19 protein-coding genes are annotated in these 20,512 nt (G+C 71.1%); 17 read left to right on the top strand and 2 right to left on the bottom strand.

Annotated elements, in window-relative coordinates; translation table 11 throughout:
* Window position 1: 1 nt before the first annotated feature.
* The 9 genes from IE206_RS34510 (at window position 2) to IE206_RS34550 (ending at window position 10,039) form a co-directional block, all read left to right on the top strand.
* Window positions 2-586: a hypothetical protein gene (locus IE206_RS34510; protein ID WP_189969288.1), complete on the top strand. Its 585-nt coding sequence runs from the start codon at window positions 2-4 to the stop codon at window positions 584-586.
* Window positions 586-1,410 carry a cell division protein FtsK gene (locus tag IE206_RS34515; protein WP_189969290.1) on the top strand — a complete coding sequence of 275 codons (825 nt, stop codon included), beginning with the start codon at window positions 586-588 and terminating at the stop codon, window positions 1,408-1,410. Before IE206_RS34510 ends, IE206_RS34515 begins: the two co-directional genes overlap by 1 nt.
* Complete coding sequence (locus tag IE206_RS34520) at window positions 1,407-2,237, top strand: hypothetical protein (protein WP_189969292.1); 831 nt, start codon at window positions 1,407-1,409, stop codon at window positions 2,235-2,237. The genes IE206_RS34515 and IE206_RS34520 overlap by 4 nt, the downstream gene beginning before the upstream one ends.
* Window positions 2,234-4,834, top strand: a complete 2,601-nt coding sequence (locus IE206_RS34525; RefSeq protein ID WP_229853285.1) for an ATP-binding protein — start codon at window positions 2,234-2,236, stop codon at window positions 4,832-4,834. The genes IE206_RS34520 and IE206_RS34525 overlap by 4 nt, the downstream gene beginning before the upstream one ends.
* 56 nt (window positions 4,835-4,890) lie before the next feature.
* Entirely contained in the window at window positions 4,891-5,034 is a 144-nt protein-coding gene (locus IE206_RS34530) for a hypothetical protein (protein WP_189969293.1), read from the top strand.
* A complete protein-coding gene (locus tag IE206_RS34535) occupies window positions 5,031-7,028 on the top strand; it encodes a hypothetical protein (protein ID WP_189969295.1) in 1,998 nt (665 codons plus the stop codon). The genes IE206_RS34530 and IE206_RS34535 overlap by 4 nt, the downstream gene beginning before the upstream one ends.
* A 145-nt stretch (window positions 7,029-7,173) precedes the next feature.
* Entirely contained in the window at window positions 7,174-8,001 is an 828-nt protein-coding gene (locus IE206_RS34540) for a hypothetical protein (protein WP_229853286.1), read from the top strand.
* A 2-nt stretch (window positions 8,002-8,003) separates the two neighbouring features.
* The gene (locus tag IE206_RS34545) at window positions 8,004-9,179 is read left to right on the top strand and encodes a C40 family peptidase (protein WP_189969297.1); all 1,176 of its coding nucleotides are present in this window, start codon (window positions 8,004-8,006) and stop codon (window positions 9,177-9,179) included.
* Window positions 9,180-9,388: 209 nt separating this feature from the next.
* Complete coding sequence (locus IE206_RS34550) at window positions 9,389-10,039, top strand: hypothetical protein (RefSeq protein ID WP_189969299.1); 651 nt, start codon at window positions 9,389-9,391, stop codon at window positions 10,037-10,039.
* Window positions 10,040-10,238: 199 nt separating this feature from the next.
* Here the strand turns inward: IE206_RS34550 and IE206_RS34555 are convergent, their stop codons facing one another.
* Together IE206_RS34555 and IE206_RS34560 are read right to left on the bottom strand one after the other, a co-directional pair.
* The gene (locus IE206_RS34555) at window positions 10,239-11,606 is read right to left on the bottom strand and encodes a hypothetical protein (protein WP_189969301.1); all 1,368 of its coding nucleotides are present in this window, start codon (window positions 11,604-11,606) and stop codon (window positions 10,239-10,241) included.
* A 214-nt stretch (window positions 11,607-11,820) separates the two neighbouring features.
* Window positions 11,821-12,447, bottom strand: coding sequence for a hypothetical protein (locus IE206_RS34560; protein WP_189969303.1), 627 nt, complete (start codon window positions 12,445-12,447; stop codon window positions 11,821-11,823).
* Window positions 12,448-12,818: 371 nt separating this feature from the next.
* On the opposite strand from IE206_RS34560, the gene IE206_RS34565 reads away from it, so the two are divergent.
* From IE206_RS34565 to IE206_RS34600, 8 genes are all read left to right on the top strand, one after another.
* On the top strand, window positions 12,819-13,154 hold the full coding sequence (locus IE206_RS34565; RefSeq protein ID WP_189969305.1) for an SH3 domain-containing protein: 336 nt from the start codon (window positions 12,819-12,821) through the stop codon (window positions 13,152-13,154).
* Window positions 13,155-13,282: 128 nt separating this feature from the next.
* On the top strand, window positions 13,283-14,119 hold the full coding sequence (gene trpA / locus IE206_RS34570) for a tryptophan synthase subunit alpha (protein WP_189969307.1): 837 nt from the start codon (window positions 13,283-13,285) through the stop codon (window positions 14,117-14,119).
* A gap of 250 nt (window positions 14,120-14,369) precedes the next feature.
* Complete coding sequence (locus tag IE206_RS34575; protein WP_189969309.1) at window positions 14,370-14,600, top strand: hypothetical protein; 231 nt, start codon at window positions 14,370-14,372, stop codon at window positions 14,598-14,600.
* Between the two features lie 106 nt (window positions 14,601-14,706).
* Complete coding sequence (locus IE206_RS34580; RefSeq protein WP_189969311.1) at window positions 14,707-15,555, top strand: IclR family transcriptional regulator; 849 nt, start codon at window positions 14,707-14,709, stop codon at window positions 15,553-15,555.
* Between the two features lie 4 nt (window positions 15,556-15,559).
* A complete protein-coding gene (locus tag IE206_RS34585) occupies window positions 15,560-16,831 on the top strand; it encodes a hypothetical protein (protein WP_189969313.1) in 1,272 nt (423 codons plus the stop codon).
* Window positions 16,832-17,164: 333 nt separating this feature from the next.
* The gene (locus tag IE206_RS34590) at window positions 17,165-18,481 is read left to right on the top strand and encodes an MFS transporter (RefSeq protein WP_189969315.1); all 1,317 of its coding nucleotides are present in this window, start codon (window positions 17,165-17,167) and stop codon (window positions 18,479-18,481) included.
* A 5-nt stretch (window positions 18,482-18,486) separates the two neighbouring features.
* Entirely contained in the window at window positions 18,487-19,212 is a 726-nt protein-coding gene (locus IE206_RS34595; protein ID WP_189969317.1) for a hypothetical protein, read from the top strand.
* 252 nt (window positions 19,213-19,464) lie between these two features.
* The coding region (locus IE206_RS34600; protein WP_189969319.1) for a GNAT family N-acetyltransferase at window positions 19,465-20,512 on the top strand (1,048 nt) is incomplete at its 3' end.

The following is a 20,512-nucleotide window of genomic DNA, read 5'->3' on the forward strand; positions in this document are numbered from 1 at the left end:
GATGCGAACCAGCAACACCTACAGCCGGCACTGGGACCTGGAGACCCGCCAGCACGAACTGCTCGGGTGGGACCTGGGCGAGGGCCTGCCGCGGACCACGCTGAAGTACGGCGCGGTGCTGTTCCCCCTGTGGTGGGGCACCTGGCTGATGCTCTTCGGGTTTCCCCTGCGGCCGCTGGTGCCCTTGTTCCTGCTGCCGCCGCTGTTCTTCACCTACTACGGGGCGAAACGTTCCACCGCCTACTGGCGGCGCACCAACCTCCTGGTCTGGGGGGTGCGGCTGAACTACCTCAACCACGGGGTGCGCCCGGTCATCGGCCGCGGCCGCATCCCCGCACCCAAGGGCGGCCTGCGGCTGCGCACCCGGCGCCTGGCCGAACGGGCCCCGCAGCTCGCCGAGATGCCGGCCTTCTCCTCCTTGTTCACCACCAGCGACGACATCCCGGACGCGGCGGAGTCCTGCGGCAAGCCGGCCCAACTGCGGCCCCGCCTGCGGATGTACGGGCCCGATGCCGTGGCCAGGGCGCGCGCCAAGACCGCCAAGCGGCGCCGCACCGCCCGGCACGCACCGAAGGACTCCCACTGATGACGACACAGACCTCCATCCCGGTCCAGGCGCTGCGCAACGCCGTGCGCCTGAGCGACCGGCACACCCTGGCCGCCCTGAACACCGCAACCGCGCCGCTGCTCGGCCTCGCCGACGGCGACCGGCCCCTCACCTTGCCCGCGGGCGTCGAGCACGCGCTGGTCGCCGCCGGAGCCGGCGGAGGCACCACCACCCTGCTGCGCACGCTCACCGCGCAGGCCCTGGCCCTGGGCGCCAGCGTCGACCTGATCGACCCGGGCGGCGCCGGCCACCGCTGGGCCCGTGACCTGCCCGGGGTGCGCTACCTGTCGAGGATCGCGGAGATCCACGACCACCTGCAGATCAACGTCGCCGCCCTGCAGGACGGCACCGCACGGTGGGACGGCAGCTGGAGCGGACGCCGTGTCCTGGTCGTCGAGCACCTGGGAACCGTTGCGTACGGGCTGCGCGAGTACTGGAGCCAGACCCGGCCCGAGAGCCAGCTGGAAGAGGCACCCGGCGTCGAGGCGCTCGGCGTCCTCCTCGCCGCCGGCCCCGCGTTCGGCATCCAGGTCTTCGCCGGCAACCCGCGCGTCGGCCTCCCAGGACTCGGCGCGGTGCCGGTCGCCGACGTGTTCCCCACCCGCGTGCTGGCCTACGCCGGCGCCGCGCTGTGGCAGCGCGTCGCCCCCGAGGTCTGGTCGGTCCCGCCGTACTCCCTCATTCCCGGCCGCATGCACGTGGTCGCCGACCGGTCGGCCACCGCGTTCCAGGCGCTCTACCTCAGCGACGCCGAGGCCCGCGCGTTCGCCCGCGGCGTCATCCCGAGGGGAGAGGGGCGATGAACACCACCAGCCCCTCCTGGACCGACGGCGCGACGCAGCTTCCGCCCAAGACCGTGCACCTGCGCACGGGCTGGGGCTGGCGCGCGGCCGCCCGCGAGCACCCGCTGATCGGCCTGGACGCCGACCGCGCACCCGTACCTCTCACCCCGGCCGACGGGCACCTCCTCCTGGTCGCCCCCGGCGGGCACGGCGCCACCGACCTGCTGCGCACCCTCGGCGCGCAGGCCCTGGCCGGCGGGCAGCGAGTCGACATCCTCGACGTCCACCACCGGGCACACACCTGGGCGCGCGGCCTGGACGGCGTGCGGCACGTCGAGGACCCGGAGCGGCTGCACCGCCACCTGGTCGGTCTCGCACATCAAGCCCGCAGCCGGGCCGCCGCCGGCGTTCCGGGCGCCCGGCGCCTGGTCCTGGTGGAGAACGACGGCACCACCCAGGCGCTGCTGCGTTCTCCGGCCGACCCCCGCCCCAACGGCACGGCCCTCGACGCGCTCACCGCCGTCCTCGCCCACGGCCGACTCGCCGGCATACAAGTCGTGTTCGCCTGCCGGGAGTTGCCGCCGCCCCTGCGCCACATCGGGCGTGACCTGTTCACGACCCGACTGCTGGCCGAACCCGCCGGCCGTACCTGGCAGTGGACGGGCCCGCCAGGCGCGGCCGCACCCGCCGGCCACAGCTCCCGCCCGGGCCTGTGGCACCACCTGAGCCCGGCCGGCCTGCGGCTGGTGCAGGCCGCCCACCTCAGCAACACCGACGCCGCCACCCTCTCCCGTCCTGCCCCAGCCCCGTCCCGGGCTGCCGGCCCCACCAAGGAGTCCCACCTGTGAGCACCACCACCAAGGCAGCGAAGAAGTCCGCCTCGAAGTTCGGCCGGCTGCTGGGCCTGGGCGCCGAACGCCTCATGCGGGAACCACAGTTGGTGGCCATCGCCGACGGGCTGGTCGTCACCGACGTCGCAGCGGAGGCCTGGTTCACACTGTCGGCCTCGAACACCGACTTGATGCCCGAGGACCGCCAGGACATGGAGCAGGACGCGGCCGCCCTCGCACTCGCCAAGGTCCTGCCGGGCTACGACTGCCACCTCAAGGTCATCTGGGCGCGCCTGGACGGCGAGGTCTACCGGGAAGAAGCCCGGCAGATCTTCACCGCCGGCGACGTCGAGGCGGTCGCCGCGATGTGGGCACAGCGCCTGGACACCCTCGACCTGCCACAGCGCCACATCCTGCTGGGCATACGGCTCGTCGAGCGCGACTCCGCGGCGAACGCCACCGTCAAGAACGGCATCACAGGCGCGCTCGGCGTCGGGCACACTGGGCTGGAGGAGAGCGAACTCGCCCACCTGGACGGCCTGGCCCGCCGCATGGAGCGGCGCCTGGAAGCCACCCCCTGGCGCGCGCGGATCGCACCGGCCGAGTTGCTGGCCTGGGCTGTCTCCCGCGAGAGCTTCCGCCCGCAGCCCGCCCCGCCCCATCTGCCCACCATCAGCGGCGCATCCCTGGTCCGTCTGACCCAGTCCAAGGCCATCCCGCACGCCGACCACGTACGCATGATGGACGCCCGCGGCGAGACCGCCGCCTGGGTCAGCGTGCTGGCAATGCCCGCCTTCCCCGAGGAACTCATCACCCCCGGCGAACAGGAGTGGCTGCGCTGCCTCTCCGAGATCAGCTACACCCATCCGGTCACCGGCGACGAGGCGCTGGTGTGCCCGGAGGCCTCGGTGCGGTTCTCGGTGTGGCAGAAGGGCGCCGCGATCAAGGCGGTCGACAAGCAGCGCCAGGCCGCCAAGGAGCAGCGCCGCTCGGCCGCCGAGGGCTCGGCCGGCGAGACGTTCGCGGAGACCGAGGAGACCGAGGCGGTCATGGAGGACCTGCGCCGCAAGATGTCGCGCGACGGCATGACCCTGCTGGAGGACCACCCGCGGATCCTCGTCTCCTCCACCGAGTCCCTCGAGGACCTCCGCGCCCGGTGCGACGCTGTCACCTCCCACTACGCGGGCCTGTCCATCGACGTCACGGTCGCCTCCGAGGAACAGCGCGAACTGTGGCTGGAGGCGCAGATCGGCGACATGCTCCGGGTCCTGGACCTCGGCCACATCCGCACGACCGACGCGCTGGCCGCCAGCATGTTCTGGGGCGGCAGCGAGGCCGGCGACGACGAAGGCCCCATCGCCGGGCTGCTCACCGGCACCACGCCCGGCGTGTGCCGTATCGACATCACCGCCGGCTCGGCCCGCGGCGACGCGACGACGACCGCCTTCGTCGGCCGAAGCGGCCGGGGCAAGACGACGAGCATGATGCTCGCCACGCTCATCGCCGGCCTCAAGGGCGCCTTCTCCCTGATGCTCGGCTTCAAGGGCGATGAAGGGGGATTGATCCGCGCCGGCGAGTACCTCGGCCTCCCCTCCCACCACGTCACCTGCGGTGTCGACACCCCGGCCGTGGCCGACGTGTTCGCCCTGCTCCCCAAGGGCGACGCCGCCCTGCAGGTCGTCAGCCAGCTGCTGATCATCCTGCCGGAGCGGATGCGCGACGCCGGCGTGGAAACACACCTGCTGCGCGCGTGCAACGCCATCGCCCAGCACGAGGACGCGGCGACCTGGCGGGTGATCGAACTGCTGCAGAACAGCAGCGACCCGCTCGCCGCCGAAGCAGGCGAGGCACTCTCGGAGCTGTCGCGTACCCAGCTCGGCGCTCCGCTGCTCGGCCGGCCCCGCCCGGGCGCCTCGCCGCTGCGCCCCGAACCGGGCCTGTGGCTGGTCCAGGTGCCCGGCCTGACGATGCCGCAGGCAGGCACCCGGCCGGCCGAGATGACCATGACCGAACGCGTCTCCCTCGCCCTGATGCGGGGCCTGATCGCGTACGCGCTGAACACGTCGGCCCGTGCCGACCTGCGCAACCTCCCCAAGGTCGTGGCCATCCCGGAGGTGCATGTCCTGACCGGCACCGACGACGGCCGGCGGTTCGTCGACTACATCGCCCGCACCGGACGGGCGTTGGACACCTCGCTCGCGATCGACACCCAGGACCCGAAATCCCTCCTGGGTATGGACGGTGTCCTGGAAGCCATCACCACCGTGTGTGCGTTCGAGCAGAGCACCCGGCCCCAGCAGGACGCCATGGCCGAACTGCTGCGCCTGCCCGTCTCCGACAACACTCGCGCTCTGATCCACGGGGTCGGCAAGGACGCACACGGCGACATCCGGCACGGCCACTGCATCGTGCGGGACCGCCGCGACCGCGTGGCCACCATGCAGTGGGACGCCCCCTCCTACGAGCTGCTGCGGGCGCTGTCCACCAACCCCAAGGACCAGGCCGAAGACCGTGCGGCCGGCCTTCAGGACGCCGTACCTGAAGGAGAGTTCACCGCCGGTGATCCGGCGGACTCTGTCCACAACCCGCCCGAGGAAGAGTCGGAGGCCGCATGACCCCCACCCGGAGCGGGCCGGCACAGGCCGCCTGCGAGCCAAGGAGGCAGCCCGCCGTGACCTCACGACAGCGCATCCCGAGCACGGTCGCCGTCTGCGCGGCCCCCGGCTCCGCCGGCCGCCGCGGCAGCCATCCCACCGGCTCCCGCCACGCTCTCGCCGGGCGCCCGGTGGCCGACGTTCTGGAGCGGACGGAATGAAGCATCTGCTGAAACGATTCTGCTGCGCGGTGATACGGCTCTGGCAGGCCCGGCCTCGACTGCGCACCCTGATGATCCCCACGGCCGGGATCCTGGCCACCCTGGGCGTGCTCGCGCCGGCCGCGGCCGCCGACGGCCCGGACGACTACAAGCCTGGCGGGATCGGCGACATGATGCCGAGCCCGTTCAAACCGCCGGGCCAGGGCACGCTGTTCGAGTCCTACAGCCCCGAGGTCTATCAGCTCGACAAGCAGCTCTCGAGCAAGCTGACCGGCGGCGACCTGATTGACGGCTGGCTGCACGGGCTCGGGAACATGCTGATGCAGGTGCTGACGCTGATCGGCCGTGCCGCCGTGGTCGTGGTGGGCTGGTGCTTCAACGTGGTGTCCCTGCCCGAGATCGAAACCTCGATCTCGAAGGCGATCGGCGCCGCGGCCGGCCCGATGCTGACCACGTTCCTGCCGACCGCGGTCGCCGTCGGTGGGTTCATGGCCTGGGCCAAAAAATCCGAGTCCTCACCGTTCGGACAGCTGGCCTGGGTCGCAGCCTCCGCCGCGATCGCCACGACCTTCCTCGTCGCCCCGTCGACCTGGGTCAAGGGAGTCGACAACGGGCGCCAGTTGGGAGCCTCCGTCGCGATGACGACGATCGGTTCCGGCCTGTCGGGCAGCAGCGATGCCGCGATGCCGTTCAAGACCCCAGAACCTGCCTGGTCGAACAGCGAGAAGGACAACACCGTCCGCAGGGCCGCCGACGCGGTGTGGCGCACCTATGTGGCAACTCCCTGGTGCATTGCCGATCTTGGATCGGTCAAGGCCTGTCAGAAGTGGGGAAATGAGGTCGTCAAGCGCGGCACCGATATGAAGGCGCGCGAGGACTACCTCTCCGGCACCCTCAAAAAGGAAGTCGTCGGCAGCGAGGCCGTGGACTGGCGCCAGGGACACACTCCGGGCGGACGGATCGGTGTCCTCATCGCGGGCATCGTCAGCTGCATCATTTTCTGTGCCCTCGTGATGGCCATGGCGTTCACGACCCTGGCCTCCTTGATCGGCGCGCTCATGCTGCTGGTCTGCGGCGTCGCGTTCGCGACCCTGTGGTGCATTCCAGGCAAGCCGCGGCAGTGGGGCGTGCAGTGGTTCGAGATGCTCCTGGGCCTGGTGATGGTCTCGTTCACGTCGACCATGCTGCTCGGGTCGGTCCTCGTGGTCAGTGTCTCGATGATGTCGCTGCTGCCGACCTACGGCTGGCTGATGGTCAGCGCCCTGAACATCTGCGCGGCGGTGATGGCCTGGAAGGTCAAGGGCCGCCTCGACGGCATCGTGAGCGCCGGTGGCGCGCAGATGGCCGGCCGCGGCATGCTCAACACCATCGGCCGGATGGCCTCCGCCCGCCGCCTGCGCAACGCAGTCACCGGCGGCCGGGGAGCTGGGCGCTTCGGCGACATGGACCGGCGTCCGGCTCCCGACCCCCGCGGGGGACGCCCGGGCAGCGGTGACGGCAGCGTGAGCGGATCGCCGAGCACGGGCGACGTCCGCAGCCGGCCCAGCCGCACGATCCCGGCGCCCCCCAGCTATCCGCCCCCCGCGGGCCTTCCCAGTGGGGGAGGCGGCGGACCGACGCGCCCCACCGGTCCCGCCGGTGCCGGACCCGGCGCCCCCGGCGGCCGGCGTACCCGCCCCGGCACCGGCCCCCGCCCCGGGCCGCGCCGGCCCACAACCCCCGGACGCGCCGGCTCGCCCGGAACGACCGCGGGCGGCTACACCGTGCGGCCCGGCGCGCCCCGGCCCTCCGGGCCCCCGCCGGCCAGCCCCTCCGGCGGCAGCGGACGTGTCATCCAGGGCACCGTCATCAACCGGCCGGCCAACCCGGCCGGAGCACGGTTTCGCACCTACCCGCCGGCCTCAACCCCGCGGCCGCCGCGTACGCCCGGCGGCGGTGCACTGCCGGCCAGCGGGACCCGCAACGGACCGCCCAGGCCGCGCGGGAGCTCCTGAGCCCGCCTGACACCAAACACCCCCGGTTCCACCCGCTCGACATCCCCCGGTGGTCCGGCCGCAGCCGCGGCCGGACCACCCCGGGGGCCATCTCGCCATGCCCGCACACCCCTTTTTCTGCGCTGCCCCCTGTACGGAGCCCGCCGTGACGCACGAGACCGATCCCCCCAGCCCCCACGCCTCCGACGCCGAGTCCGCCTCGTCCCGCCGCACTCCCGGCCGGGCACCGGTGCCGCAGAGCGCCGCCGAATGGCGCGAACTGCTCCGCAAGGAAGAACTGCCGCCCGAAATCGGGGAGTTGCGCGGCCGTAAGCGCCGCAAGGCCAAACGGCACTGGCGCTCCGCCCGCCGCGACGAGCGCACCCAGTGGATCCGCCAGGAACGCAAGAAGACCCCCACCCCCGTCGTCGTCCCGGTCATCGCGCTGATCCTGGCCGCGGCGGTCGCCGGCGCTGCCCTGCTGTGGCCCGACCACCGCAGCACCCCCGCCAAGGCCAAGACGTCCCCGACCGTCCAGGCACCCGCTGCCCCGGACAGCCCCTCACCCACCCCCTCGGCCAGCACGCCCACGGTCGCCGACACCCCCGAGGCGATCGCCACCGCGTTCGTCACCGCCTACACCACCCGGCGCCCGCTCCAGGACGGCAGCCACCGGGCAGCCGTCGAACGCGCCGCCCCCTACGCCTCCACCCCGCTGGTGGAGAACCTCGAACAGCACGACGACCGGGACTTCAACGAATTGGTGGCCGCGCAGGCCACCGAAGCCACCCCCACCAAGGTCAGCATCGGGCCGCCCACCTCGAACCGGCCCGCACCCGACACCTCGGTCCGCGTGTACCTGCAGGCCGACGTCACCCTCGACGTCAAAGCCACCGACCCCTACACCTACACCCGCCACCTGACCATCGAAGTCGCGCGCGCCGACGCCGTCTCCCGCTGGATGGTCACCCGTGTCCTCGGGCTGAAGGAGTAGCCGTGGACGAGCGGGAACTCATGCGCGGCGCGGTCAAAGCCGCCGGCGTCGTCAAGAAAGGCGCCCAACTCAAGTTCGGCGCCATCGCCCTGGTCGTCTTCGTCGTCGGGCTGCTCCTGCTCGGAGCGTTCTTCCCCGCCGGGACGGCAGACGCCTCCGATTGCGAGGACTCCGGCCCCGGCACCGGCAACGCCTCGGCCATCTCCGACACCTCCGGCGGGCAGGCCACCGGCAGCCTCCACCAGCAGCAGATCCAGTACGCCAAGATCATCGACACTGCGGCCAGGAAGGCGAAGCTGCCCGGCCGGGCCACCCTCATCGCGCTCATGACCGCGATGCAGGAAAGCACGATGCAGAACCTCGACCACGGGGACCGCGATTCCCTGGGGCTCTTCCAGCAGCGGCCCTCCATGAACTGGGGCACCCAGCAGCAGATCATGACACCCAGCTTCGCCGCCGAATCGTTCTTCCTCGGCCGTGGCGGCAACCCGGGCCTGATCAGCATCCTGGGCTGGGAAAGACTGCCGCTGGGCACCGCCGCCCAGAAGGTCCAGAAGAGCGGATTCCCGGGCCTGTACAGCGGTCACGAGACGGAGATGCGCAAGCTCGCCAAGGACGCCGGCATCGATCTCGAACAGAGCGGGTCGGCCACCGTCCCGGCCGGCGCCGGCGAGCCAGTCACCAGCGAGAACAACAGCTGCGGCGCCACCCCCGCCGCTCCCGGTGGCGCAGGGGGCGGAGCAGGCGGGACATTCACCGACGGCACCCAGACCTGGCAGCTCACCAACCCCCGCTCGGTCAACGACGCCATCGCCTGGGCAAAAACCCACTCCGGCCTCGGCTCCAGCCCCGGCTGGTACCAGCGCTGTCTGGCCTTCACCGCGATCGTCTACGGGTGGAGTTTCTCCGGCGTCGACTACGCAATCGACCACTACCAGGTCGTGCCCAAGGACATGCGGCACGACGGCGACCGCCACCCACCTCCCGGCGCTCTCATGTACTGGACCACGGGCCACAGGGCCGGACACATCGCCGTCTACGTCGGCAACGGAAAGGTCGCCTCCAACGACATCCTGAGAGTCGGCTACATCGACGTCGTCCCCGCCGAACTGTTCGAAAGCAAGTGGGGCGCCCACTACGTGGGCTGGACACCGCCCTTCTTCCCCCGGGCCGGTTAGCCCCCGCCATCGGCGCAAAAAGAATCCGTGGGCGGCAGTTGGCTGAACCCGGTCCGCCACCCACCTTCGCTCCATAGGCTGAAGTCAGATCATCGTTCGACGCGGAAGGCAGGCACGTGGCAACTCACCCTTCACCCACGGGGTACATCCCTCCGGCAGCTCAGAAGGAGGCCGATTGGCTGGGCGAACACACAGGCACCGAAGCCGAGATGTCGCATGACGGCACGGGAGTCATCCGCATCAGCCACGGTCATAGCCGGCTGCGGGTGGAGACGATCTACCGCAAGAGCAGCCAAGGCTGGAAGAGGTCCTCCTCTCAGCTGTTCCAGGACGGTGAGAAGCGACCGCCGGTGGGCTCCTGGGGCGAGTACGCCGCGCTGTTCGCCGAACTGTCGGAAGGGACCGACCACACGGACCAAGACAGCTCTGCAGCCCTTCCCACGCTGGCGCCGATCCCGGACGGCACCCGCCTCCCCGTAGAGATCCATCAGCAGGTGTCTGGCCTGAAGCAGGCTCTGGCTGACCGGGAGGGGGTGGAGATCACAACGGGTGTCGACGACAAACGGCGCTTCGTCATCGAGGTCCTCTTCGCCAAGGCCACGATGCAGCTGGTGTTCGAGACCGAGCGGCGCAGCGGCGCAAAGCGTGCCGCCCTCGCGGCAAAGGACTCCATTCGGCTCGTCACCTCTGACGGAGTTGATCACACCAAGGAGATCAACGGGAGGCTCGATGCTGCGCTGGACCGACTGACTCAGGCTGGACCCGCGCACTCGGGCACGGCAGAGGGCCCCACCGGTTCGGAGCAGGGACCCCAGGCCGGGGGCCCGGCCGCCCGGAAGGGAACGGTGCTGCGCCTGTAGATTGCCGCAGCTTGAACCCCTAGGTGATCCCACCGCCGCTTCCCCGTACGCTCACGGTGCCGCCCTCCCGTCCGCCACCCGGCTCCAGACCTGCTTGGCGGCCATCTCCCCTTCACACCTGCCCCGTTGACGGAAGCACCGCAGGTCTACGCTGCCGGGGACGAACAGGAATCTGCGGCCAGTTGGCGGCGGATGATATCTACGCGTCCTCGTCGGGCCTGTCGACGGTGAGCCCCATGCCGCTGGAGAGCGTCTCGTAGACGTCGTCGTACGGAAGCAGTTCAGTCAGGAAGGCCCGCCACACCGTGTCGCGCTCCGCACCGAGGTGGGCGGTCAGCTCGTACAACTCGATCAGGTACGACGGCATCTCCCGTCCCCAGCACTGATCGTTGTCCTGCCACTGTCTGAGGACCGCCCGCAGCTGTTCGAGATCGAAGAACGCCGCGCAAGGCAGGACCGCATTGGCCGCCCTGAACTCGCCGGCGTCAAACGAGCCCGCCTGCTTCAGCAGGTCAGGAAGGAAGGGGACAAAGTACGGGTCGGGGCGGGCCGCGATGACGCGCACAGTGCGGGAAGTGCTCAGCGCCTCGAAGGCAGTGACAAGCGCCGGCAGGCACGCACGGATCTCGGGGTGGGCGACCAGCGCAAGGACGTCGATGCTCTCCTTGCTCATCCGGCCGGGCGGCAGCGTCGCCGTGATCCCCTCAATGCGGGTGTTGTACAAGGCACGCATGGGAGCGGCCATCGACGCCCAGAAAGCCGGGAGATCGCCGAGTCGCGCCAGAGCACGCAGTTGCACCCCAGGGTCGGCCCTCTCCAGGCGCGCCATCTGCTTGGCCACAGCGGACTTCGCCAGGGCCGCATCCCGTGCGGCGAAGCAGCGCAGACACTCCGCCATCCGGTCGGCGTACCGTTCCGGCGTGATGCTGAGCTCCGGAGCGTCGATCTCCAGAATGGCGAACTTCGCCGCGAACTCCACGACTTTCGCTCGGGCGGAGGGCCGCACCCGGTCGAAGAACGCGTAGGCGAGATAGGCGGCGTCGAACGCATAGGCCGGGTCGGCGACGTGGGCCGCGAAGCTCTTGACGATCTTCCGGCCCTGGCTCGGCGGGTGTATGAGGACGGCCTCCAGCGCGGCGGCGAGATGTGCGCGCGCGTACTCCATGGTCGGCTCGTACAGCTCGCCCAGCGGGCGGAGCGAGGGGTGAGCGCACATGTTCCGGTCGTCGCGCAGCCTCTCCAGCTGCTTCTTCTGGGTGTGGTCGATGAGTTCGAGCGTCTCCGCGGTGTCGAGCAGAGTCCGTTCGACGGCGAGCATGAGCGGGATTGCTTCTTCTTCCTTGCTCCCCTGGGCCTTCTCCACGGTCGCGACCAGATCGGCCGCAGCGGCTTCCCCGTCCTCCTTGAGGGTCTGCGCCTTCGTGATCAGGTCCGCACAGACCGCTGTCCAGGCCAGGACGATCGCTCCGCGTGCTGAGCCTGAGGAATAGCAGCGGTGTGCCTCCTGCACCAGGGGACGCACCTCGGGGTTGTACACGCGATTGACGCGATCATCCAGATCGAGCATGTGCTGCTCTCCATTTCCGTCCCGCCCTGTGCGGGTGTGCCGGGCGTCATGTTTTCACCCGTGATGGGGCGCCAGCCCGGGTTATGCCAACACCAGCGATGGGCGTGCTGCCCACCGCTGTGACTTGGTGGCCAACTACGGGGCCGCGTCGGGTGTCTGCGACCGGTGGGTTCGGGAATCGCCGGACTCTATCCACAGGCCATCACTTCCAAGATCAGTTCACCAGCAGGTACTTCGCCGCGGCGCAGCGTGCGCTGACGGTCGAGCCTGCCGTGGACCAGTGGAGGCTGATCCCACTCATGCGTATGACCCGTACGCGCGTTATGCGGCACGTCGTGGCAACCGCCGCGATTGTTGCCGCGTCAGGGGCGCTGGCCGCTCCGGCGGCGCTCGCCCTCACCGACTCACCATCATCGAAGGTGTCGGCTTCGGCGGCGGATGGAGCGTCGACCGCTTTGAAGGCGGAGGTCTCGGTGCATGCCGCCGGAACGCCGGTTCCTGGCCCGACGGGGGAACCGGGTACCCACTCGACGAAACCGCCCACTACGGACCCGACGAAGCCGCCGACGACCGATCCGACCGAGCCGGGGACGGACCCGACGAAGCCGCCCACGACCGATCCGACAACGCCGCCGACCACGGACCCGACGACCCCACCGACCACAGACCCGACAACACCGCCGACGACGGATCCCACGACCCCACCCACCACAGACCCGACGACCCCACCCACCACAGACCCGACGACTCCTCCCACCACGGATCCCACGAAGCCGCCGACCACGGGCCCCACGAAGCCGCCCACCACGGATCCGACCAACCCGGGCACGGATCCGACCACTCAGCCGGCACCTGACCCGGCCTCGGGCAACAAGGGAGGCTCAGGGAAGGCGGGCAGCTCGGACAGTTCACCCAAGGGCGGGGCAGCCGAGCAGGTCAGCGCCAGCAACACCGTCACGCCCGCCGGGAGCCTCGCGCACACGGGAGCGGACGGGACCACTGCTCTGGCCCTCACTGCGGGCGGACTCCTCGCCGCCGGTCTCGCGGCTGCGGGTGCTGTCGGCTACGGCAAGCGCCGGGCCAACCGCCGCACCGCCGACCAGGGCTGACGGCACCACTCTCACCGGGACACCACGCCGTGCCCCGACCACCGGTGGCCGCGCCCTGCGGCTCACCGGGAACGCCCACCCACCTGCTGAAGGGACCCACCACATGACTCTGAAGCGATTCACCACGGTCGCCTTGACCGTCTCACTGCTGGCAGGCGGTGCCGCCGTCCTGGCGCCCGCAGCGTCAGCCGCCGGCAGCGACTGCTCCAGCTACGACCAGGGCGCCGAAGTCGCCGGCAACGGCATTAACTTCCGCACCGGACCTTCGACCTCGTATGCGAGCAAGGGCCTGGTCTACGACAAGGACCAGCTGGGGCTCTACTGCAAGAGCGGGGCCTGGTACAAGGCCAAGCTCATCACGCGGTCCAAGGGCGGACTCCAGGCCGGGACCACCGGCTGGATCCGCGAGGACATGATCAACATCCACCTCGCCGGCTAGCTCCGGCGTCTCCCCGGCCGCCGTCAGATGGCGGCCGGGGCTCGGCCCTCTTCCCCCTGCGCGTACGTGGCTGCCCACCTCCACCCCGCGAGCCCCACCGCACCATGCCCTGCGAAAGGCGCCCTGTCATGACCGCACTGACCCCTGCCGCCACCGGGCTGACATCACTGCTGGCCCACCGCCAACGCCCGGCCCTCGGCGCGTTCTTGCCCGCCGGCTTCCCCAACTGGACGGCCGGGATTGAGACCCTGCGCTCCTTCGTCCGCCACGGGGCCGACTTCCTTGAGGTCGGCGTCCCGCACAGCATGCCGACCCTGGATGGCCCGGACATCACCCAGGCCTACGCGCAGGCCCTGGGCCAGGGCGCCCGCATGGCTCATGTCTTCTCCACCATCCGCCTTGCTGCCTCCAGCACAGGCGTTCCCGTGGTGGCGATGACCTACTGGGCCCCCGTCCTCGACTACGGGGTCGAGCGGTTCGCCCAGGACCTGGCCCGGTCCGGCGCCGCCGGCGCGATGATTCCCGACCTTCCCGTCACGGAGGCAGGGGAGTGGATCACAGCGGCTCGCGCCGCCGGCATCCACACACCGCAGTTCGCCCCGCGCAGCGCCGACGACGACCAACTGGATGCCATCGCGAAGGCGGCCTCCGGCTGGGTCTACGCGCCGGCCGCCCCCGCGGCCACCGGCTACCAGGGCGAGCTGGATCTTCCCGCGCTGGACGCCTTCACCGCACGGCTGCGCACGACCACCTCGCTGCCCGTGGTCGGGGGGATCGGTATCTCCACGCCGCGCCTCGCTGCCCTCGTTGCCCCGTACGTCGACGCGGTAGTAGTTGGCTCGCCGCTGATCCGTCCCCTTCTTCACGACACTGCAGCCGGCGCGCTCGACGGTGCCATGGAACAGGTCAGGGCCTTCGCCCGCGCCCTGCACCGGGCCGGTTCCTCACAAGCACTCCCAGGGTGAGCATCAGCGGGTGATGGAACCGTGGCCGGGCCCGAATCATGAAGGTGCCGCCGAGTTGAACCGGCGAACACGTTGCGGGGCTCACTTGCCTGCCTCGCCCTGGGGAGCGACCCGCTCCCTTCCAAGGCGGTCGAGGGATCAGAGAACTCGGCCACGAAGCGTTATTGGCCATGTGTCCCGGCCAGTCACCGCCCACCGAGGTCAGCAAGGGGCGTCGCCCCAGCCGGACCCGAAAGCAACAGGAGAAGCCGTGTACAACCAGCGCCGCATCCCGCCGCGCCGGACCGAAGGGGCCGTGCGCCGGCCTCGGCCCGCACCCCTGTCCCCGCATCCGGAGTGGCGGGCTCAACACCTGTTCGTCGAGCCGCGATTCCTCAGCACGGCGGCGGACAGCGACGACACCGACGCCGACGAGGTCGCTGTCCCGGCGCAGGCCGAACCGCCGGCCTTCCGCCCCCGCCGGCGCCCCTATCGCCCCTGACCGTCGCCGATGTCGCCGCCTGGAGCCGGGCCCTGCTGCCCGGCTCCCTCTTCCCCTGCCTTTTCGACGTCGAAGGCCCTACCGCCGACACCGGCCCGGAGGTTGCATGTCCAGCATCGATGTCCCGCCCAGACTCTCCTTGTCCGCCGGCCGGTCTGCGCCCGCCGTGCCGTCGGTCCTCGCTGCCGTGAGCGAGGGGCGTCAGCCGCCACAGTCCGCCGGCCGCGGCTTCCGTGTCTTGCACGCACTCCTGCGTCTGGGTGTCCATGACGAACACCAGCTCGCCGACATCGCGCGTGCCGCCCATCTGCAGCCCTCGCACGCCTCCAAGCTCCTCAAGGCCGCGGCCTCGGAGGACCTCGTCGAACACGGCATCCGCCGCGGCACCTACCGCATCACCCGCGACGCTGTGCCACTCGCCCCGGTGAACACCGCGCAGACCACGGCTGCGGTACACCGCATCGTCGAGCACCTGCGGGAGGAGACCGGGCTCGCCGTGGCCTGGCACGAGCCGCACTTCCGGCCCGGCCGCGGCCTGCACCTCACCCTGGTCGACCTGGCGTGTCCCAGCCCCCATCTGCGCACCGCGGCCGCGCAGATGGACGGCGACCCGCGGGCAACGGCTGCCGGACGTGCGGCCCTCGCGTACGTTCCCGCCGAACTCGCCACCGACGCCGACGACCGGCCGCTCTCCCTGCCACCCGCCACTCGGGACACCATCTGCTCCACCCGGATCGCGCTGCACCGCTGCCCCGGCATCTGCACGATGGCCACGCCCGTCCTGCGCGGGCAGCACCTGGTCGCGGTCCTCAGCCTCACCGGGGCCGACTCCCTGTTCCACGATCCGCTGTGCGCGCAGGAGTTCGCGGTTCTGCTGCGTCGGGCCGCAAGCCGGACCTCGATGACCTCCGCCGGCCGCGAGCCTCGTTCCGCGCCCGCCCGCCGGGCCGCCTGACCCTGTGACTCAGACCTCCAAGGACACCATCACCATGGCCGCACACCGGCTGTTGGCGAACGGCGCCAGCACCGATCACCCCATCTCCGGCTTGCCGTTCGCCGACGACACTCACCTGGGCGCCCCTGCGCTCGGGATGGCTCTTGCAGCCCGGCCGGCCTGGACCAGGGACCCATCCCGCGCCGGCTTCGTGTGGGTCGTCCACAGCGACCGGCACCTTGGCCGGATCGTCCTGCTGTACGAGGCCGGCCCCGATGGCAGCGGACCGTGGGAGTGGCAGACTGAGCGGCCGCTGGTGGCGCGGGCCGGCGGCTACTGGTGGGACGGCACCCGCTGGTTCCGCCCGCCCCAGCTCTGCGACGAGACCACGGGCCGCTTCGAGCGACAGCCCGTGCCAGCCGCCTCCACCATCACCGCGGCCGGCCTCCTCGACGATCCGCTGGCCGACGCCGGCCGCGGACGCCTGCACCAGGTGGCCGACCTCCGCGAGGACGCCGCCCCAGACACTGGACAGTGGCTGCACGATCTGGCTCGCTGGGCCACCCAGCGCAGGCCGGCTGACGGGCGGCCGCCACTGGAACGCTGCGTGGTCGGCCTCACCGCCCCGGAACTGGCCGGCGACCGGCTGCTCGGCGCCCCCGCGCTGGCCAAGGTTGCTTCCATCAGCCCTTCGGCGCTGCGCGCCTACATCAGCCGCGGCCAGGGCTCCGTCCCCGAGCCTCAGGCGGTCGTCGGCGGTCGGCCCATGTGGTCCCGTGCCGTAGCCGAGAACTGGGCCGCCCACCGGCGCCGCCCGCCCGCCACCCGCTGGCCGGCCCATCACGCCCGTCAGGCCCTGCCGAAGGGCGCCGAGCAGATCCGCCGACGCCTCACCCCGGCCCTCTTCGCGGCGTTGTGGCATGACCCCGAGCGGCGTGCCCGGTGGGTGCTGCGCCACCGCACCCGCGATGCCGTCCACGAGGTCGCCGCGGACCTTGCACACCTCGCAGCTGAGCGACTGCACGACGACGTCCCCGCCCCCGCACTCGCCGAGCTCGTCACCCAGGCCGTCCTCGCCAACCTCGCTACCGGACAGGTCCTTTCGGGGGCCGCCGAGGAGGTCCTCGGGTGGCTCAGCCTGTATCACCCCGACGTGGCCGAGCAGAGCGTCACCGCCATCGCCGAGCAGGCCGAGCTCCGCTTCCGCTACCCCCGCCAGGACACTATCCAGCTGCTCCGCGCCGGCCTACCCGGCGCCGCGATCACGCCCGCGGGCACCGTCCCGGACCGGGAGTGACGAAGGCTGAGTAGCCGATCTTGCGGTGTGCCGTCGAAGCGGTGCACCCCGGACATGCTCTGCCTTTCAACCATGTCCGGGGTGGACCGCAGCGGCCTCTGCGCTTTTGGACTGGTCATACGTTCGCCCTATCCCCGGACGTCGGGGGGTCGGCACCACCAGAGAGGAGACACCCATGCGCCCCTACCGCAAGAGCTCCGTCCGTTGCGTCCGCTCAGTGCGCTAAGGCACACCAGCACCACTCCGAAGGCGGCCGGCCCCTGGTTCGGCCGCCTTCGGGCTGTCCGCCCCTGTTCATGACGACCGCAGGCCGGGCCTGCAGGGAGACGCTGCATGGCCACGCACGCACCCGCGACCACTGCCGTACCGTCCGTAGAAACAACACGATCCGCCGTCTGGATCCTGGTCATCAGCTCCCTCGCCGTGAAGGCCGGGGGCTTCAGCTGGGACTTCCTCGGCTACTACGTGGCAGACGGAACCCACCACGGAACCACCGCGGCCGGCGCCGCACTGACAGCGTTCGGCATCGGCTGGTGCCTGGGCCAGGTCTGGGCCGGCGCGCTGACCGACCGGCTCGGCCAACGGGCCGCCCTCATCGCCCTGATGATCCTTTCCGCCGTCGCGTGCCTCGCGCTCACAGTCGCCACCTCGCTGCCCGCCCTGCTGGTTGTCGCCCTCTGCCTGGGGCTGACCATGGAGGCCCACCGGCCGGCCGTATCAGCCACCATCAACGAGGCGATCCCCACCGAGGCCGGCCGGACCCGCGCCCAGGCATGGCTGTATTTCGCAGCCAATATCGGCATCTCCATCTGCGGTGGTGCCGGCGGCTACCTGGCCCAGCATCACGGCTACCGGGCCCTGTTCGTCGTCAACGCCGTCGTATGCCTGGCCTTCGCGCTCATCGCCCGCCGGACCCTGGCACCCAAGCCCGCAGCCACCGACCAACCAGTGGTCAGCTATCGGCAGGTCCTGAGCGATCCCACCCTGCGCTGGATCACCGTGGTCGCCGTCTGCTCGATGGTCTGCGCCTGGGGGCTCGTCTCGGTCCTCCCGCTGCTGATGACCAACGACTCGTTGCCCGCGACGGCTTACGGCTGGACCATGGTCGCCAACACACTCGCCGTCCTCGTCCTGACGCCGCCGCTCATGCGCCTGCTCGTCGGCAGCGGCGACACCGTCAGATTTCCGTTCGTGCCCGTGCTCGCCACCGGCTCCGCCATCCTCGGACTCGGCATCACCGTTGGTGCCTTCCAGCACACCGTCCTCGGATACGCGATCGCCGCGATCGTCTTGACCCCCGGTGAGATCTGCTTCAGCGTCGCCGTCGGCGCCTACATCTCCACCGCCGCCCCGCCCGGCGCCACCGGCCGCTATCAGGCTGTCGTGAGCGGAGCCACCGCGCTCGCCTCTCTGCCGCCCCTTGGCATCGCTGTCGCTCTCGATGCCGGCGGCCGCCCCCTGGTTGCGGTCCTCCTCGCGGCCAGCGCCGCGCTCGCCGTCGCCGCCTGCTATCCCCTCGCCCGCAGTCTGCGCACCCCCACCGCCCCGCGCGCGACGACGACGCCGGCGGCCGACACCTCCGAACAGGAGCCCGCGCAGCCCGTGCCGAAGGAAAGGGAGACGACGGCGCTCGCCCCGTCCTCCGGCTGAGCACGATGAGCACCCCACGACACGACTACGGCGGCCCCGACCACATCAATGATCGGGGCCGCCGTCATGAACCGGTCCCGGGCCCGCCGCAGAACCGACAGCAGCCCACCCCCATCCGCACGGCGAAAGGCCCCCTGATGCCCGGCCACCTCGTGATCCACTGCCCCGCCTGCCCGAGCGACGAAGTCGAGACCCAACACCCCATCCCGAACGACCCGTCGACGATCCCGGCACTCGCCTGCCTGCTGTGCGGACACCGTTGGCACCCCAGTGAGCTGCCGCAGGTCCTGGCGCCCGACTACGACCAGGCGTACGGCACAGCACCCGCCCTCGCCGAGGAGGAACTGACCCTCGCAATGTGGGCCGAGGGCATCAACCTGCGCGCCCACGCCGCTCGCAACGGCCAGGGAGCGGCCGTCCACCCCGGCGGCTACCGACTCTTCTACCTGCGCCAGGCCGCCTACCTCGACCGGGCCGCCCACGCGATGGCCGTCGCCGCCCGCGGCCGGCTCATCACCTCCCAGCAGGCCGCCGACGCCGCGGACGCCGCCGTGATGGCCGCCGACCTGCTCCTGCACCTCGACCTCGAGCTCGACCAGGTCCACGTCGAAGGAGCGCTGGGCGCCGACTTGCCCCAATGGCAGTCACCCGATGGCCTGCGCGGCTACGTACGTCAGGAGTACACCGCCTGGCAGGAGTGGGAGTGCGCCGCCCGCGACCGACAGGCCTGATGCCGCCCAGCTGCCAGACCGGTCACCCGGGACCAGGGAACCCACACGGCAACGGCACCGTCATCGGGGAAGGTTGCACCGGCAGGGAGCACCGATGGGCTGATCGTGAAACACCTCGTGCCTCGCGGCGTCGTCAATCGGCGGGGCCTCGATCCGCCCGGCCGAGCGCCCCCCGTTGTCTCTCGCCGGCCTCCATCCACAGGCGCTCTCCTCCACGCTGCGGCGAACCCCGCGAAGAGGAGAGCAATCCCGATGCCCATTCCCCAGAACCCCCACGTCCGCACGCTCGAGAACGATGCGGCCGCCACATGGATCAGCCGGTGGTGGCCCACCCTTTACGAAGCTGACCCGTGTGCGAGCGCCTACCAGTCGCCACAATGGGTGACTGCCTGGCTGCGCCAACTGCCCGCCACCAGCACCCCCGTCGTCATGACCGTCGCCGACGAAGGGGGCATCAGTGCCGCCCTCCCGCTCGCCCGGCACCGCACCGGAGCCACCGACGTGATCTCCGCCCTCACGCCGTACGCCGAGTACAACGACCTTGTCGGCCCCGGCGCCCGACGCCCGCACATCGCGCAGGCCCTCGCTGACGGTCTCGACCAGCTCCTCCAGGACTGGAAGTACGCCGAACTGGCCCACGTCCCTGCCCACTCGGTGCTTGGCCGCGCTCTCGACGGCCGACGCACCTGGCGAGCAACCCGCGCGCGCACGGCTCTCGTGCCGCTTCCACTGGACTGGGATGTCCTGCCCGCTAGCCTGCGGCGCCAGCACGCCAAGCGGGAACGACGGGCCTGCACCGGCCACTCGATCAGTTACGCCCGCACCCGTTCCACCGACGAACTCCTTCGGTTGCAACCGGAACTGGAGCGGCTGCACGCTGCCCGCTGGGCATCGGATTCTTGGCCCAGGTCGTCAGCGCCCGACTGGGGAGCCGTGCTGAGCGACCTCACCGACACCACCTCCTTCATCGCCACCCTCACCATCGACGGTGCACTCGTTGCCGCCCAGCTCTGCCTCTTCCGCGGCACGATGTGCTGGTCCCTCAGACCCGCCATGGACCCCGGCGCCGCCCGTCTGGCTCCCGGACACCTCCTGCTCCGCCGGCTCATCGACGACCTGACCAGCCAAGGGTTCAGAGGTCTGGACCTCGGCCGCACGGCGGAGACCAACGGGCAGACCGGCTACAAGGAGCAGTACCAGCCGCAGTGGAGCGCCGCGCTGAGTTTCACGCCCGTCTGGCCGGGTGTCGGACCGCAGCGAAGACTTCAGTGCCGCACGGAAGATTTCAGTGAGGGGAACC

This window comes from Streptomyces violascens (genome assembly GCF_014649955.1).
Lineage (GTDB): Bacteria > Actinomycetota > Actinomycetes > Streptomycetales > Streptomycetaceae > Streptomyces > Streptomyces violascens.